The organism is Streptomyces sp. V2I9 (genome assembly GCF_030817475.1).
GTDB lineage: Bacteria > Actinomycetota > Actinomycetes > Streptomycetales > Streptomycetaceae > Streptomyces.
The window spans coordinates 4,155,318-4,169,096 of record NZ_JAUSZJ010000002.1 but is presented as its reverse complement, the minus strand read 5'-3'; the positions used below and the strand labels follow the sequence as shown (position 1 = coordinate 4,169,096).

At 72.5% G+C, this 13,779-nt stretch carries 16 protein-coding genes and 1 pseudogene; 12 read left to right on the top strand and 5 right to left on the bottom strand.

Translation table 11 applies throughout. The features are described from left to right. Positions 1-37 precede the first annotated feature (37 nt). From QFZ71_RS18595 to QFZ71_RS18585, 3 genes and pseudogenes are all read left to right on the top strand, one after another. Positions 38-875, top strand: a pseudogene (locus tag QFZ71_RS18595) (helix-turn-helix domain-containing protein). 96 nt (positions 876-971) lie between these two features. Further along, positions 972-1,460: a cupin domain-containing protein gene (locus QFZ71_RS18590; RefSeq protein WP_307669306.1), complete on the top strand. Its 489-nt coding sequence runs from the start codon at positions 972-974 to the stop codon at positions 1,458-1,460. Continuing rightward, a complete protein-coding gene (locus QFZ71_RS18585; protein ID WP_307669305.1) occupies positions 1,457-2,176 on the top strand; it encodes a GDSL-type esterase/lipase family protein in 720 nt (239 codons plus the stop codon). Before QFZ71_RS18590 ends, QFZ71_RS18585 begins: the two co-directional genes overlap by 4 nt. 217 nt (positions 2,177-2,393) lie before the next feature. On the opposite strand, the gene QFZ71_RS18580 is transcribed toward QFZ71_RS18585, so the two are convergent. The 4 genes from QFZ71_RS18580 to QFZ71_RS18565 all read right to left on the bottom strand — a co-directional run bounded on the left by QFZ71_RS18580 (position 2,394) and on the right by QFZ71_RS18565 (position 6,019). Next, positions 2,394-3,692, bottom strand: coding sequence for an RNA polymerase sigma factor (locus tag QFZ71_RS18580; RefSeq protein WP_307669304.1), 1,299 nt, complete (start codon positions 3,690-3,692; stop codon positions 2,394-2,396). Positions 3,693-3,712: 20 nt separating this feature from the next. Further along, entirely contained in the window at positions 3,713-4,063 is a 351-nt protein-coding gene (locus QFZ71_RS18575) for a YciI family protein (protein ID WP_030798833.1), read from the bottom strand. A 121-nt stretch (positions 4,064-4,184) separates the two neighbouring features. Next, complete coding sequence (locus QFZ71_RS18570) at positions 4,185-5,294, bottom strand: hypothetical protein (RefSeq protein ID WP_307669303.1); 1,110 nt, start codon at positions 5,292-5,294, stop codon at positions 4,185-4,187. Positions 5,295-5,599: 305 nt separating this feature from the next. Continuing rightward, on the bottom strand, positions 5,600-6,019 hold the full coding sequence (locus QFZ71_RS18565) for an ATP-binding protein (protein WP_307669302.1): 420 nt from the start codon (positions 6,017-6,019) through the stop codon (positions 5,600-5,602). 142 nt (positions 6,020-6,161) lie between these two features. On the opposite strand from QFZ71_RS18565, the gene QFZ71_RS18560 reads away from it, so the two are divergent. From QFZ71_RS18560 to QFZ71_RS18520, 9 genes are all read left to right on the top strand, one after another. Then, positions 6,162-7,004 (top strand): helix-turn-helix transcriptional regulator, encoded by an 843-nt coding sequence (locus tag QFZ71_RS18560; RefSeq protein ID WP_307669301.1) that lies wholly within the window; start codon positions 6,162-6,164, stop codon positions 7,002-7,004. Further along, on the top strand, positions 7,001-7,192 hold the full coding sequence (locus QFZ71_RS18555) for a DUF397 domain-containing protein (RefSeq protein WP_307669300.1): 192 nt from the start codon (positions 7,001-7,003) through the stop codon (positions 7,190-7,192). Before QFZ71_RS18560 ends, QFZ71_RS18555 begins: the two co-directional genes overlap by 4 nt. A 17-nt stretch (positions 7,193-7,209) precedes the next feature. Beyond that, positions 7,210-7,401 carry a DUF397 domain-containing protein gene (locus QFZ71_RS18550; RefSeq protein WP_307669299.1) on the top strand — a complete coding sequence of 64 codons (192 nt, stop codon included), beginning with the start codon at positions 7,210-7,212 and terminating at the stop codon, positions 7,399-7,401. A 17-nt stretch (positions 7,402-7,418) separates the two neighbouring features. Further along, positions 7,419-7,610, top strand: coding sequence for a DUF397 domain-containing protein (locus tag QFZ71_RS18545; RefSeq protein ID WP_307669298.1), 192 nt, complete (start codon positions 7,419-7,421; stop codon positions 7,608-7,610). 2 nt (positions 7,611-7,612) lie between these two features. Beyond that, entirely contained in the window at positions 7,613-8,011 is a 399-nt protein-coding gene (locus QFZ71_RS18540; protein ID WP_307669297.1) for a VOC family protein, read from the top strand. Between the two features lie 261 nt (positions 8,012-8,272). Continuing rightward, positions 8,273-8,902: an RNA polymerase sigma factor gene (locus QFZ71_RS18535; RefSeq protein WP_307669296.1), complete on the top strand. Its 630-nt coding sequence runs from the start codon at positions 8,273-8,275 to the stop codon at positions 8,900-8,902. Continuing rightward, a complete protein-coding gene (locus QFZ71_RS18530) occupies positions 8,890-9,885 on the top strand; it encodes a CU044_5270 family protein (protein WP_307669295.1) in 996 nt (331 codons plus the stop codon). Before QFZ71_RS18535 ends, QFZ71_RS18530 begins: the two co-directional genes overlap by 13 nt. 211 nt (positions 9,886-10,096) lie before the next feature. Then, positions 10,097-11,092: a type I pantothenate kinase gene (gene coaA / locus QFZ71_RS18525; protein ID WP_307669294.1), complete on the top strand. Its 996-nt coding sequence runs from the start codon at positions 10,097-10,099 to the stop codon at positions 11,090-11,092. Between the two features lie 29 nt (positions 11,093-11,121). Then, positions 11,122-12,087, top strand: coding sequence for a DUF389 domain-containing protein (locus QFZ71_RS18520; RefSeq protein ID WP_307669293.1), 966 nt, complete (start codon positions 11,122-11,124; stop codon positions 12,085-12,087). 36 nt (positions 12,088-12,123) lie between these two features. On the opposite strand, the gene glmM is transcribed toward QFZ71_RS18520, so the two are convergent. Next, positions 12,124-13,482, bottom strand: coding sequence for a phosphoglucosamine mutase (gene glmM, locus QFZ71_RS18515; RefSeq protein WP_307669292.1), 1,359 nt, complete (start codon positions 13,480-13,482; stop codon positions 12,124-12,126). Positions 13,483-13,779: the final 297 nt, after the last annotated feature.

Below are 13,779 nucleotides of genomic sequence, written 5' to 3'. Positions count from 1 at the left end.
CGGTCTCTCCGGGCCGGGCGGCTCGTACACTCACGAAATGGAGGACCACACGGCCACCGGGATCAGCGCCCGTCCGGCGCCCGCCCTGCGGCCGTACGTCGACACGTACGTGGGCTTCGACCTCCGCGGGCTCCCGGCGGGGGTGCACTGCGGTCCGCCGAGCCGCGCGCTCACCGCGGTGATCAGCCTGTCGGACCCTGTGGAGTTGGCGGCGGGTGTTGACGACGGGTCACCGGTGACCCGGTTCGGCAGCGTGGCCGGCGGTCTGATGTGCCGGTCCGTCGCGCTGCACCACGACGGACGCCAGCACGGTGTTCAGGTGGCGCTGACTCCGCTCGGGGCGCGGGCCGTCTACGGAATACCCGCCGCCGAGCTCGCCCACCGGCTGGTCCCCCTCGGCCAACTCCTCGGAGCACTCGGCGTCGAGCTGGTCGAGCGGCTCCGGTCGGCCACGACCTGGGCGGCGCGGTTCGCCGTGCTGGACGAACTGCTCCTGCGCGCCGTCGGCCGTGGCACCTGCGACGACCCCGTGCGCCGGGTGCGCCCCGAGGTGGCCGAGGCGTTGCGCCGCCTCGTCGCGGCGCGCGGCCCGCGTCCAGGTCGGTGAGCTCGCCACGGACCTCGGCTGGAGCCGCCGGTACCTCACCGACCGGTTTCGCGGTGAGGTGGGCCTGTCGCCGAAGACCTTCGCCCGCGTCCTGCGCTTCGAGCACGCGCACGACCTGGCGGCGGCGCGGGACCCGCTCCCCTGGGGCACGGTGGCGACCGTCTCCGGCTACGCCGACCAGGCCCATCTCGTGCGGGACTGGCGCGAGTTCACGGGCCGGTCACCGACGGCCTGGCGTCGTGGCGAAGTCCTGCTCGGAGCCGGGTGACCGCTGCCCGCCCCCGTCCTCCCGCCGCGGCGGCTTCTCCTCCTCCCTTCCCTTTTCTTCAAGACCGGCCGAGCGCCGTCGTGGACGATCCTCGGCATGAGACTCGTCAACGACGAACGCCGAGCCATGGACCTGCGGTCCACCCCCGTCCACCTCGGGCTGGGATCGAGAGCGAAACCCGTCGAGGGCTTCTCCTGGGCCCCGGAGGTGCTCCGGGCCTACAGCGACGCGGTCGCGGCGGACGGCGCCGAGGGCCGGATGGTGATGATCTTCGACGGCGAGGGGCCCGGCGATCATGGGGAGAGCCACCCTGGCGGCGACGAGCTGGTCGTCTGCCTCAGCGGGTCCGTGACGGTCACCCGCGAGGTGGACGGGGTGCCCGACCGCGTGCCGCTCGGACCGGGCGAGGCCGTCATCAACCCGGCCGGGGTGTGGCACGTGGTCGACATGGAGGGCCCGTCGTCCCTCCTGTCCGTCACCGCGACCCTCGGCACCGACCACCGACCCCGGACCGACACCCGTCCCCGGACCGACACCAGCGCGACCGGACACGCCGGGACGCCCGGCCCGGAGGAAACGCCGTGACGACACGCGTCGCGTGCCTCGGCGACAGCCTCACCCGCGCCCAGTTCAGCGTCGACTACCTGGACCTTCTCGCCCGACGCCACCCGCCCGGCGACCTGCGCCTTGCCCGTTTCGGTACCAACGGCGACTTCGCCTACAACCTCCTGCGGCGCCTCGACGCCGTCGTCACGAACCCGCCCGATGTGATCACCGTGCTGATCGGGACCAACGACGCCCGAGCGAGCCTCGCCGACTACCCCGTCGAGCAGGCCATGAAGCGCAAGCAGCTCCCTGAACGCCCGTCGGCGGGCTGGTTCCAGCAGTGCCTGGACGCCGTCGTCACACGGCTGCGCACGGAGACCGACGCGACCATCGGCCTGCTGTCGCTGCCGGTGCTCGGCCAACAACCCGACGGAGCAGCGGCCCGCGCATCGCAGACGTACAGCCGGATGATCTCCGAGGTCGCCGCCGCCCACCCGGTGGCCTACCTTCCGCTCCACGAACGCCAGATCGAGGAACTGCGCCGAGCGGACCCACCACCGGTCCCCTACCGGGAGGCGACGCCCGCAGCGGTCATCGGCGTCCTCGTCCAGCACGCGGTGCTGCGCCGCAGCCTCGACACGATCTCCCGGCGGCGGGGGCTCGTGCTCACGACCGACCACATCCACCAGAACAGCCGCGGCGCCACCCTGATCGCCGAGGTCATCGACGCCGGTCTGCTCGCCCACAGCGGGTAGCCGGTTCCGGCACCCGGCCGGATCGGATGCCGTCCACCGGACGGCGGCGGCTTCCGGTCCGGCCGGCCACCGCGTACGCCGCGACCGGTGTGCGCGACGGCCGTACGCCACACCCGGTGCGCGCAACGGTCGTGCGGCGCGGCGGACGGCCTCTCCGCGGGCGGCCATCCGCCCGCCCGCCGCCTCTCCCCTCTCCCCTCTCCCGACCGTCCGCCCGTCAGCCGTCCGTCGGTCCGCCCAGCTTGCGGCGCAGCGCGGCCCGCTCCGGCTCGGTGCCCGCGAGCTCCAGCGCCGCCCGGTACGCGGCAGCGGCCTCCCCATCCCGTCCCAGTCGGCTCAGCAGGTCCCCGCGCGCCACCGCGTACGGCGGGTACGCCCGCAGCCTCGGCTCCCCCGCCAACGCGTCCAGCAGCGCGAGCCCGGCCCCCGGACCGTCCCGCATCGCCACCGCCACGGCGCGGTTCACCTCCACCACGGGGGACGGCGTGAGGGTGAGCAGCACGTCGTACAGGGCCACGATCTGCGGCCAGTCCGTGGACGCCACGTCCTCCGCCTCGTCGTGCAGGGCGGCGATGGCGGCCTGCACCCCGTAGGGTCCGGTCGGACCCCCGGTCAGCGCCTGGACCACCAGAGCGCGGCCCTCCTCGATCATCGGCCGGTCCCACCGCCCCCGGTCCTGGTCCTCCAGGAGCACCGGCTCGCCCTGCGGGCCCGTCCGCGCGTCGCGCCGGGCGTGGACGAGGAGCAGCAGCGCGAGGAGCCCGGCGCTCTCCCGCTCGGCCGGCAGCAGGCGGTGCAGTATCCGGGCCAGCCGGATCGCTTCCTCGGCCAGGTCCAGCCGCTGGAGCCGAGGGCCCGAGCTGGCCGCGTACCCCTCGGTGAAGAGCGAGTAGACGACCTGGAGGACGCCGGGCAGCCGCTCGGGCAGTTCGTCGGGGCCGGGCACCCGGAAGGGGATGCGCGCCTCGCGGATCTTCTTCTTCGCCCGCACGATGCGCTGGGCCATGGTCGGCGTCGGCACGAGGAAGGCGCGGGCCACCTCCGGTGTGGTGAGCCCGGCCAGGCAGCGCAGGGTCAGCGCGGCCCGGTCCTCGGCGGCGAGGGCGGGGTGGGTGCAGGTGAAGAACAACTGAAGCCGGTCGTCGGGCAGTTCCCCGGCCCCGGCCGGGGCGTCGGCAGCCGGGGCGACGGCCTCGGCCCGTTCCGCGTCGGCCTGGAGGACGGCGAGCCGCGCCGCGTACGCCTGGTCGCGCCGCAACCGGTCCACCGCCCGACGCCGGGCGGTCGTCAGCAGCCAGGCGCCGGGGCGGGCGGGGACACCCTCGGCGGGCCAGTGCCGCAGGGCCGCCTCGATCGCCTCGGAGGCCACCTCCTCGGCGAGGTCGAGATCCCCGAACCGGCGTACGAGGGAGGCGAGCAGCAGCCCGCGCTCCTCCCGGAACACCGCTTCGACGGCGAGCCGGGCGTCCCCCGCCGGGGCGTTCTCCCCCGCTCCCCGCCCCTCCTCCGACGGCACGCCCTCACCCGCCACCGCCGTCAGGCCCCGAAGTCGGCCACCGGCCGGACGACGACCGCGCCACCGTCGCGCGAGCCGGGGCAGCGCGCGGCCCAGTCGAGGGCGGCGTCGAGGTCGGGAACGTCGATCACGAGGAACCCGCCCAGCAGCTCCCGCGTCTCGGCGAACGGCCCGTCCGTCACGGTCCGCTCCCCCGTCGGCGAGACGCGCACGGTGGTCGCGGTCACCAGATCGGCCAGCGACTCCCCGGAGACATGAATCCCGGCGTCGCGGACGGCCTTGTCGTAAGCCATCCAGTCCTCGACGGTGCACTGGGGCGCGCCGCCCTGCTCGTCGACGGCCCCGCTGTGGATCAGCAGCATGTACTTCATGGTCGGCTCCTGTCGCCTGTGTGTTCCGAGCCCCTCGGGGCTGCCCTACATCATGACGACGAACGGGACCGGCACGGATCGACAGGCCCGCCGGAAAAACCGGAAAAAGTTGTCGCCGCTTTCAGGCGCTCAGCCCCAGGCGTTCGGCGCGGCCCCCGCCGAACCGGACCTCGGCGCACTCCCCGCACCACCCCGGCACCGCCGACCGGAAGGCCCGGTCGCAGTCGTCGCAGGTCTGGAGCGGGACGACGGGCGCCGGGGCGGGCAGCGGCGGCGGGAGGAGCGCGATGAGCCGGTGCCGCAGCAGCTTGGCCGGGTGCCGGAGGGGTACGGGCGGGTCGTCGGTGAGCGCCGCCCGGACGGCGTCCGGGCGCATCCCGCGCTCCAGCCAGGCCGCGACGGCGGGGGCGAGCCGCTCGACGTCCGCCTCGGAGAGGACGAACTGGGGTGCGGAGGCGCGGAGCCCGGCGAGCAGCCGGGCGGCCTCCCCGGACAACGCGGCGCTGGGCGCGGACGGGCGGGGCAGCGGCGGGGGCGGCGGCTTGGGCGCGGTGGGCAACGGCACGAGCCGCCGAGCGGGCTCCGGTACGGGGGCGGCCTCCCGTACGGGCGCGGCCTCCGGCTCGACCACCGCGCCGGGGGCAGTCACCGTCGCAGACACGGCCGCAGTCGGCGCACACGCGGTCGGCGCGGACGCGGCCGCAGTCGGCGCACACGCGGTCGGCGCAGACACGGTCACAGTCGCCATCGGGGTCGCAGTCGGCGCAGTCGCGGGCGCAGTCGCCCTCGGAGTCACAGTCGTCCCGGTCGCAGTCGTCGCAGACGCAGTCACCGTCGCCCCCGCGCCTTCGACCCGCCGTACGGGCCCGGCCGTCGTCGCCCGCCGGGCCGCCGCCGGATGGTTGTACGACTCCGTGCGCGTGGCCATCCGCCCGCCCCGCGCCCGCTCCCGGATGCGCCGCAGGAACCCGTGCCGTTCCAACTCCCGCAGCGCGGCGGCGATACGCGCCTCGCTCTCCGGGAAGATCGCGGCGAGCGCCTTGACCCCGACGCGCCACCCGGCGGGAACCGACTGGATGTAGGTGCCGAGGCCGATGGCCAGCAGGGACAGGGCCCGGTGCTGGGCGAGCCGGTTGGAGATGATCGTGTAACCGTCGGTGAGCCGGATGTTGACGTGGACGACACCGGAGGACGGGGCGCGCGGGGGCACGCTAACCTGCTGGGTATCCATCGGGAAGCTCCTACTTCCTTGGTGGTCAGGCCTTCGGCCGGGATGCCAGTCCCGGCCGGGGGCCGTCTCATGTCTGGGGTGGTGGTCAGCGTGAGCATATGCCCGCCAACAGGGCCAAAAGCCAGCCCGATCAGCACACTTCACCCGCGCGAGTGATGACGCCTCGCGCCCGCTGACGCGGGACCCGCAGGGGTCCCCACAGAGGGTGGGGTGGGGTGATTTCTCCAGTGATCACAGACAAGTACTCAAAAGCTTTTACGTCGTGGGTCACCGGCGACCTCTCCCGCACCACCGGATCGTGACTGTCACGATCCGGTGAGCGCCACCTCGGCCCAGACCGTCTTGCGCGGGAACGGCCCGTGCTCCGTACCCCATCGCACCGACAACGCCTCGACGAGCAACAGGCCGCGCCCGCCCTCGGACTCGGCGTCGGGGTCCCGCTTCTCCGGAAGACAGTCCCCCAGGGTGTCAACGGCCTCGATCCGCAACACGTCGCCGTACACGCCCAGCAGAATCCGGAAGTCGCGGTCCGGGACGCACCCGTGCAGCGCCGCGTTGGCCGCCAGCTCGCCGACGACGAGGCTCGCGTTCTCCAGCGGCAGACCCCAGGAGCGGAGCTGCTCGGCGGCGAGCAGCCGGGCGAGCCGGGCGCCCCGGCGGGTGGCGGAGAACTGGACGGCGAACTGTCCGGCCCGCGCCCTCGGTTGGGTGATTTCTTGGTTCATGTCACTCAGAGTGTCCGGACATACCTACTCTGAGAAGCATCGGCGCGGGTACGGACCGTCACTGTCCCTGGTGTGTACAGGCCTGTCCCCGTACGTACGGGGCCCGCCGCGCGGGCGCACGGGATGGAGGCGGGAGCGGCAGATGATCGACGGAACCGAAGAGGACCGGGAGTTCGGCCTGGAGGATGACTCCGGCGCGGTCATCGCGGCTGTGGGGCGGCAGATCAAGCTGTGGCGCGAGTCGGCCGGGCTACGCGCCGCAGAACTGGGCACGGCCATCGGGTACAGCGAGAACCTGGTCTTCAAGGTCGAGGGCGGGAGGCGCATCCCGAAGCCGGAGTTCCTGGACAGGACGGACGCCGCCGTGGGCGCGAACGGCAAGATCTCCGCGATGAAGAAGGACGTGGAGGAGGCGCGGTATCCGAGGAAGGTCCGCGACCTGGCGAAACTGGAGGCGGAGGCGGTCGAGATCGGCGCGTACGCGGGTGAGGTGATCCACGGGCTGCTCCAGACCGAGGAGTACGCACGCGCCCTGTACGCACAGCGTCGGCCGGCGTACGCCGAGGACGACATCGAACGCCTGGTGGCCGCACGGATGGCCCGGCAGGTGGTCTTCGACTGCCGCCCCGCCCCGCTGCTGACCTTCGTCCAGGAAGAGGCGACGCTCCGGAGGCGCATCGGAGGCAGAATGGTCCTGCGCCGCCAGCTCGAACACTTGCTTGACTTGAGCCAGTTGCGGCATGTCGAGATCCAGGTCATGCCGATGGAGGCGGAGGAGCATGCAGGTCTGGGCGGTTCGCACGAGGTGATTAAGCTCAAGGACGGAAAGGCCGTCGGGCACAACGAGGTTCAGCTGATCAGCGGGCTGATCACCGATCCGAGGCAGGTGCAGATCCTGGAGATGCGCTACAACCTCATCCGGTCGCAGGGCCTCACGCCCCGGCTGTCGCGGGAATTCATCGAGAAACTGCTGGGAGAGACATGAGCACCCCCGAGCTGACCTGGTTCAAGAGCAGCTACAGCACCAACGACGGCCCGCAGTGCGTCGAGGTCGCCACCGCCCCCACCACCATCCACGTACGCGACTCCAAGCAACTCCCCACCGGCGGACCCCACCTCGGCTTCACTCCCACCGCCTGGGCCGACTTCATCACGTACGCCGCGCAGAACTGAAGCCATCCGGGAGAGACATGAGCGCCCCTGAGCTGACCTGGTTCAAGAGCAGCTACAGCACCAACGACGGCCCGGCGTGCGTCGAGGTCGCCACCGCCCCCACCACCATCCACGTACGCGACTCCAAGCAACTCCCCACCGGCGGACCCCACCTCGGCTTCACCCCCGCCGCCTGGGCCGACTTCATCACGTACGCCGCGCAGAACTGAAGCCATCCGGGAGAGACATGAGCGCCCCTGAGCTGACCTGGTTCAAGAGCAGCTACAGCACCAACGACGGCCCCGACTGCGTCGAGGTCGCCACCGCCCCCACCACCGTCCACGTACGCGACTCCAAGCAGCTCCCCACCGGCGGACCCCACCTCGGCTTCACCCCCGCCGCCTGGAGCGACTTCGTCACGTACGCGTCGGAGGTCTGACCGTGCCCATACCGCCGAAGGTCCAGGTCAAGGACTTCGACCACCTCGTCCTCAACGTCGGGGACGTCGAGCGGGCCCTTGAGTTCTACTGCGGGCCGCTGGGCCTGGAGCCGGTCCGGGTGGAGGAGTGGCGGGCGGGGAAGGTCCCGTTCCCCTCGGTCCGGGTCAGCCCGACGACGATCATCGACCTGCTCGACCGGCCGCGCGGCGAGTCGAACGTGGACCACATCTGCCTCGTCGTCGAACCGCTCGACTGGCAGGAGGTCATCGACTCCGGAGTGTTCACGGTGAAGGAGGGGCCCGTCCCCCGCTTCGGAGCCCAGGGATCGGCGACGTCGGTCTACGTACTCGACCCGGACGGCAACACCGTCGAACTGCGCTGGTACCCGCAGGACGCCTGAGAGCGAGCAGAACGCCGGAGAGCCGGGCCGGGCCCACCGTGGGCCCGGCCCGTGTCCGTCTTCGCCCTCGCCCCCCGCTCGGCTCGGCGGGCGGGAGGACCGGGCGCTGGGCACGCTGCGCTCCCTGCGACCGGGCCGCGCCTGACCTTCCGGGGGCGAACGGGCGGGCAGACTCCACGGCGGAGTCCGCCCGTGAACCTTTCCCGCCGCTGCGGACAACAGGGGTGACAGCCACACCGACCGACGCACCCTGGAGGCGCAGTGCCCGGACCACCTCCGGCCCTCCCCGAGGCGGCACACGACGCGGGCGACGGCAGGAACGACGCCGACGTCATCGCCCAGTCCCTCGACGAACCCGAACTCTTCGCCGGGCTGTACGACCGGCACGCCCCGGACATCCACCGCTACGCCGCCCGCCGCCTCGGGGAGGGCGCGGCGGACGACATCACGGCGGAGACGTTCCTCATCGCCTTCCGCACCCGCGACCGCTACGACACGGCCCACCGGATGGCCCGGCCGTGGCTGTACGGCATCGCCGCCAACCTGATCGGCAAGCACCGCCGTACCGAGGTCCGCGCGCTGAAGGCGCTGGCCAGGACCGGTCACGACCCGGTCGCCGCGTCCTGGAGCGACCGCTCGGACGACCGGCTGGCCGTCCAGGCCCCCCTGGCCGGGGCGCTGGCCGCGCTGTCCCCCGGCGACCGGCACGTCCTGCTGCTCGTCGCCTGGGCGGACCTCGGCTACCAGGAGGTGGCGGACGCGCTGCGGATACCGCTGGGCACTGTCAGGTCCCGGCTGAACCGGGCCCGCCGCAAGGTCCGCGCGTCCCTGAGCACCGACCCCGCGTTCACCTCGGCCGAACAGGAGCTGAACCCGTCATGGACGAACTGACCCAGCTGCGGGAGTTGCGCGCCGACGTCCCCGTACCCGACCGCGCCGCCCTCGCCCCCGGCCGCGCACTCCTGACCGACGCCATCGCCGGCAGGAGCCGCCGTACCCGCAGGCTGCGGTCCGACTGGCGGATCGCCTCGCTCGGCGCGGTCGCGGCGATCACCACGGCGGCGCTGTTGCTCCCCCAGGTCCTCGACACCTCCTCCCCCCGGCCCTCGGCCCCGGCGACCGTGGCGGGCGACCTCGACCTGTCCGGCCCGGCCGCCACCCTGGGGCGGGCCGCCGACTTCCTGGAGCAGCAGGAGGCCCCGCCGGAGCCCCGGCCGGACCAGTGGATCTACCTGCGGGAGAAGAACCCCGAGCAGGAGAAGCACTGGGCGCGGATGCCCGCCGAGATCAAGGAGCTGATGGGCGGGGAGGGCTACAGCCCCGACTCCTGGGTCCCGTACGACGACGAGGCCGCCGAGAACGACCCGTCCGACACCGACCACCGCACCGCACGCGAGTCGTACCGGTTCGCCGCCGATCTGCCGGAGGACCCCGAGGCGCTCCTCACGAAGGTGCGGAAGGCCTTCCCCTCCGGTGACGGCGAGAACGAGGAACGCGAGGACGAGGCCCAGCACAACTTCCGGGCCCTCTCCGTCCTGATCGAGTCCTACCCGCTCCCGCCGGACGCTCTGGCCCGGATCTACCGGGCGATGGCGACGGTCGAGGGCGTCGAGGTGACCGACCACCTGATCCGGGACGCCGCCGGCCGCCAGGTCATCGCGGTGACCCGCGCGTACGACGTCAACAGCCGGCGCGAGCTGCTCATCGACCCGGTGGACTACAGCTACGCGGGCAAACGCGACGTCGTCACCAGGACCCACGAGGTCCCCGGCCCGGAGGGCCTCGCACCCACGGTCCGCAAGCGCGGCGACCTCCTGCTGAACATCGCGCGGACCGAGGCGGCGGTCGTCGACGCCAAGGGCCGGAAGCCCTGACCGTACGGCGCACCAGCTCGGGCGTGGGCCCGGTGTCCGGCACAGGGGCCCGGTGTCCGGCACAGGGGGAGCGGACACCGGCCCCACGGCCGCCCCCGGCCCCACCCGTCCGGGCCACCGTCGCGCGAACCCGTGGTTCCGAGGCTCGGCCCCGCCACCCACGTGACCGACCCCACCCCCCGCCGCGTTAAAACTCCCGTAACAATGAAGGGTGATCACATCGCCCGCACGGAGCTCCCACCGTCGCACCGAGCACGCGCCGACCCCGTACGTCGACCTCTCGCGCGACGAGTGGAGCGCGCTGCGGAACAAGACCCCGCTGCCGCTGACCGCCGACGAGGTGGAGCGGCTGCGGGGGCTCGGGGACGTCATCGACCTCGACGAGGTGCGGGACGTCTACCTGCCGCTCTCCCGGCTGCTCAACCTCTACGTCCAGGCGACCTCCGGGCTGCGCGGCGCGTTGAACACCTTCCTCGGGGACGCCGGCAACGGGCACGGGGCACAGCGCGGCACCCCGTTCGTCATAGGGGTCGCGGGCAGTGTCGCCGTGGGCAAGTCCACCTCCGCCCGTATCCTCCAGGCGCTGCTGGCCCGCTGGCCGGAGCACCCGAGCGTGGAGCTGGTGACCACGGACGGGTTCCTGCTGCCGATGAAGGAGCTCCAGGCGCGCGGGCTGACCTCCCGCAAAGGGTTCCCGGAGTCCTACGACCGGCGCGCCCTGACCCGTTTCGTCGCGGACATCAAGGCGGGCAAGGACGAGGTGACCGCCCCCGTCTACTCGCACCTGATCTACGACATCGTCCCCGGCGAGCGGCTCACCGTGCGCCGCCCCGACATCCTCATCGTCGAGGGCCTCAACGTCCTCCAGCCCGCCCTGCCCGGCAGCGACGGGCGCACCCGCGTCGGGCTGGCCGACTACTTCGACTTCAGCGTGTACGTGGACGCGCGCGCCGAGGACATCGAGACCTGGTACCTGAACCGCTTCCGCAAGCTGCGCGCCACGGCGTTCCAGGACCCGTCCTCGTACTTCCGCAAGTACACCCAGGTCTCCGAGGAGGAGGCGCTGGACTACGCGCGCACCATGTGGCGGACCATCAACAAGCCGAATCTGCTGGAGAACGTGGCACCGACGCGCGGCCGTGCCACTCTGGTGCTCCGCAAGGGGGCGGACCACAAGGTCCGGAAGCTGTCCCTGCGCAAGCTCTGACCGATCCGCTCCCCGGGAGGGCAGCCCACGTGCTGCATCTGCGTCTGATCGTGCCGGCCGACACCACCGACGAGGTCGTCGATCTGCTGTCCTCCACCGTCGGCACCGCCCATCTGGTGGTTCTGCCCGGTGCCGCCCGCTCGCCCTCCGGTGACGTGGTGATGTGCGACGTGGCGCGGGAGGCGGGCGACGAGCTGATCGGTGCGCTGCGTCGGCTCGGTATCGACCGGTCCGGGTCGATCACCATGGAGAACATGGAGCTGACGCTCTCCGACCACGCCGACAGGGCCGAGCACGAGGCGCCCGGCGACGGGGCCGACGCGGTGCTGTGGGAGGAGCTGACGGAGGCGACGCACGAGGAGTCGACGTTCTCCGTCACCTATGTCTCCTTCCTCGCCCTCGCCACCATGCTCGCCGCCTGCGGTGTGATGCTCGACAACGCGGTCCTGATCGTGGGCGCGATGGCCGTGGGCCCCGAGTTCGGGCCGCTGGCCGGGATCTCCACGGCCCTCGTGCAGCGTGCGCCCCGGCTGGTGGCGCGCTCGCTGTGGGCGCTGGTCGGCGGATTCGCCGCGGCGATGCTCGTGACGGCCGGTTTCGCCTGGCTGATGGACGCCTTCGGCCTGTTCGAGCGTTCCATGATCGACGAGGAACGGCCGAACACCGGCTTCATCTGGCACCCGGACTGGATGTCGTTCGTGGTGGCGTTCCTGGCGGGCATCGCCGGGACGCTCTCGCTCACCTCGGCCAAGTCCGGGGCGCTGATCGGGGTGGCGATCTCGGTGACGACGGTCCCGGCCGCCGCCAACGCGGCCGTCGCGTTCAGCTACTCCGACTACCAGCAGACCGTGGGCTCCGGTCAGCAGCTCCTCGCCAACCTCGGTGGGATCGTCCTCGCGGGCACGCTGACGCTCCTGCTCCAGAAGGGCCTGGGGAGGGTCCGGCGCGCGCAGAAGCCCCCGGCGAGCACGCCAGGGGCTTCGGTGGGCGGCTGAGCCGCGCGGTCGGTCGCCGGTGAGTCCGGGGCGGGCTCAGCCCAGCGCGGACTTCACCACATCGGCCAGCCGGCCCGCGACGGCCCGCGCCTGCTCGATGTCGGCGGCCTCCACCATGACCCGCACCAGCGGCTCCGTACCCGACTGGCGCAGCAGGACGCGCCCGGTCTCACCGAGCTCCCGCTCCGCGTCGACGACGGCCGCGGCCAGCTCGGCGGAGGTGTTCACCCGCGTCTTGTCGACGTCGGGGACGTTGATGAGCACCTGCGGCAGGCGCTGCATGACCCCGGCCAGCTCGGCGAGGCTCCGGCCGGTGGCGGCGACGCGGGCCGCCAGCATCAGCCCGGTCAGCGTGCCGTCGCCGGTCGTGGCGTGGTCCAGGACGATGACGTGTCCGGACTGCTCGCCGCCGAGCGCGTAGCCCTCGGCCTTCATCGACTCCAGGACGTACCGGTCGCCGACCGCCGTCTGGACCAGCTGGATGCCCTCGCGCTCCATGGCCAGCTTGAAGCCGAGGTTCGACATCACGGTGCCGACGACGGTCTGCTTGCGCAGCTGGCCGGCGTCCCGCATGGCGAGGGCCAGGACGGCGAGGATCTGGTCGCCGTCGACCTCCTCGCCCGCCGCGTCCACGGCGAGGCAGCGGTCGGCGTCCCCGTCGTGGGCGATGCCGAGGTCCGCCCCGTGCTCGACGACGGCGGCGCGCAGCAGGTCCAGATGGGTGGAGCCGCAGCCGTCGTTGATGTTCAGACCGTCCGGGTCCGCACCGATCGTGACGACCTCGGCACCGGCCCGCGCGAACGCCTCGGGCGAGACCCGTGCGGCGGCGCCGTGTGCCTCGTCCAGGACGACCTTGAGGCCGTCGAGCCGGTTGGGCAGGACGCCGATGAGGTGGGCGACGTACCGGTCGAAGCCCTCCGTGTAGTCGGTGACCCGGCCGACGCCGGCGCCGGTCGGGCGGTCCCACGGCTCACCGGTGCGGTGCTGCTCGTAGACCGTCTCGATCCGGTCCTCCAGCTCGTCGGCGAGCTTGTGGCCGCCGCGCGCGAAGAACTTGACGCCGTTGTCCGGCATCGCGTTGTGGCTGGCCGAGAGCATCACGCCGATGTCCGCGCCGAGCGCTCCGGTGAGGTACGCGACGGCGGGCGTCGGCAGTACGCCCACCCGCAGCACGTCCACACCCGCGCTGGCCAGGCCCGCCACGACGGCGGCCTCCAGGAACTCTCCGGATGCCCGTGGATCACGTCCGACCACGGCCGTCGGGCGATGGCCTGCGAAGGTGCCCGCCTCGGCGAGTACATGCGCCGCCGCGACCGAGAGGCCGAGCGCGAGCTCGGCCGTCAGATCGGCGTTGGCGACACCGCGTACCCCGTCCGTACCGAAGAGTCGTCCCACTGGTGTCCTCCGAAGTGCTCCGAAACCACAAACCACTACTGCACAGCACGCACGCTGAGCAACCAAACAACGAAATCCGATGAAAACCCGCAAAAAGGCACATCGGGAGCCAGGGAATGACCGTCCCCGAGATGCACGACGGCGGCGACCACCGGACCACGACCCGTCCGGACGGGTCCGGGCGGGTCCGGACCCGCCACTCGGACCCGCCCGTATCCATCCGGTCCGATGAACGCCTTATGCCGTTATACGCCCGCGAGCGTCGATAAACGAACGCCCCGGCAGCACGGTGTGTGC

Coding starts and splice junctions, on each gene's coding strand:
- QFZ71_RS18545 (WP_307669298.1), top strand. CDS start 7,419: ATGAGCGCCCCTGAGCTGACCTGGTTCAAGAGCAGCTACAGCACCAAC.
- QFZ71_RS18575 (WP_030798833.1), bottom strand. CDS start 4,063: ATGAAGTACATGCTGCTGATCCACAGCGGGGCCGTCGACGAGCAGGGC.
- QFZ71_RS18590 (WP_307669306.1), top strand. CDS start 972: ATGAGACTCGTCAACGACGAACGCCGAGCCATGGACCTGCGGTCCACC.
- QFZ71_RS18565 (WP_307669302.1), bottom strand. CDS start 6,019: ATGAACCAAGAAATCACCCAACCGAGGGCGCGGGCCGGACAGTTCGCC.
- QFZ71_RS18555 (WP_307669300.1), top strand. CDS start 7,001: ATGAGCACCCCCGAGCTGACCTGGTTCAAGAGCAGCTACAGCACCAAC.
- QFZ71_RS18570 (WP_307669303.1), bottom strand. CDS start 5,294: ATGGATACCCAGCAGGTTAGCGTGCCCCCGCGCGCCCCGTCCTCCGGT.
- QFZ71_RS18550 (WP_307669299.1), top strand. CDS start 7,210: ATGAGCGCCCCTGAGCTGACCTGGTTCAAGAGCAGCTACAGCACCAAC.
- QFZ71_RS18530 (WP_307669295.1), top strand. CDS start 8,890: ATGGACGAACTGACCCAGCTGCGGGAGTTGCGCGCCGACGTCCCCGTA.
- QFZ71_RS18560 (WP_307669301.1), top strand. CDS start 6,162: ATGATCGACGGAACCGAAGAGGACCGGGAGTTCGGCCTGGAGGATGAC.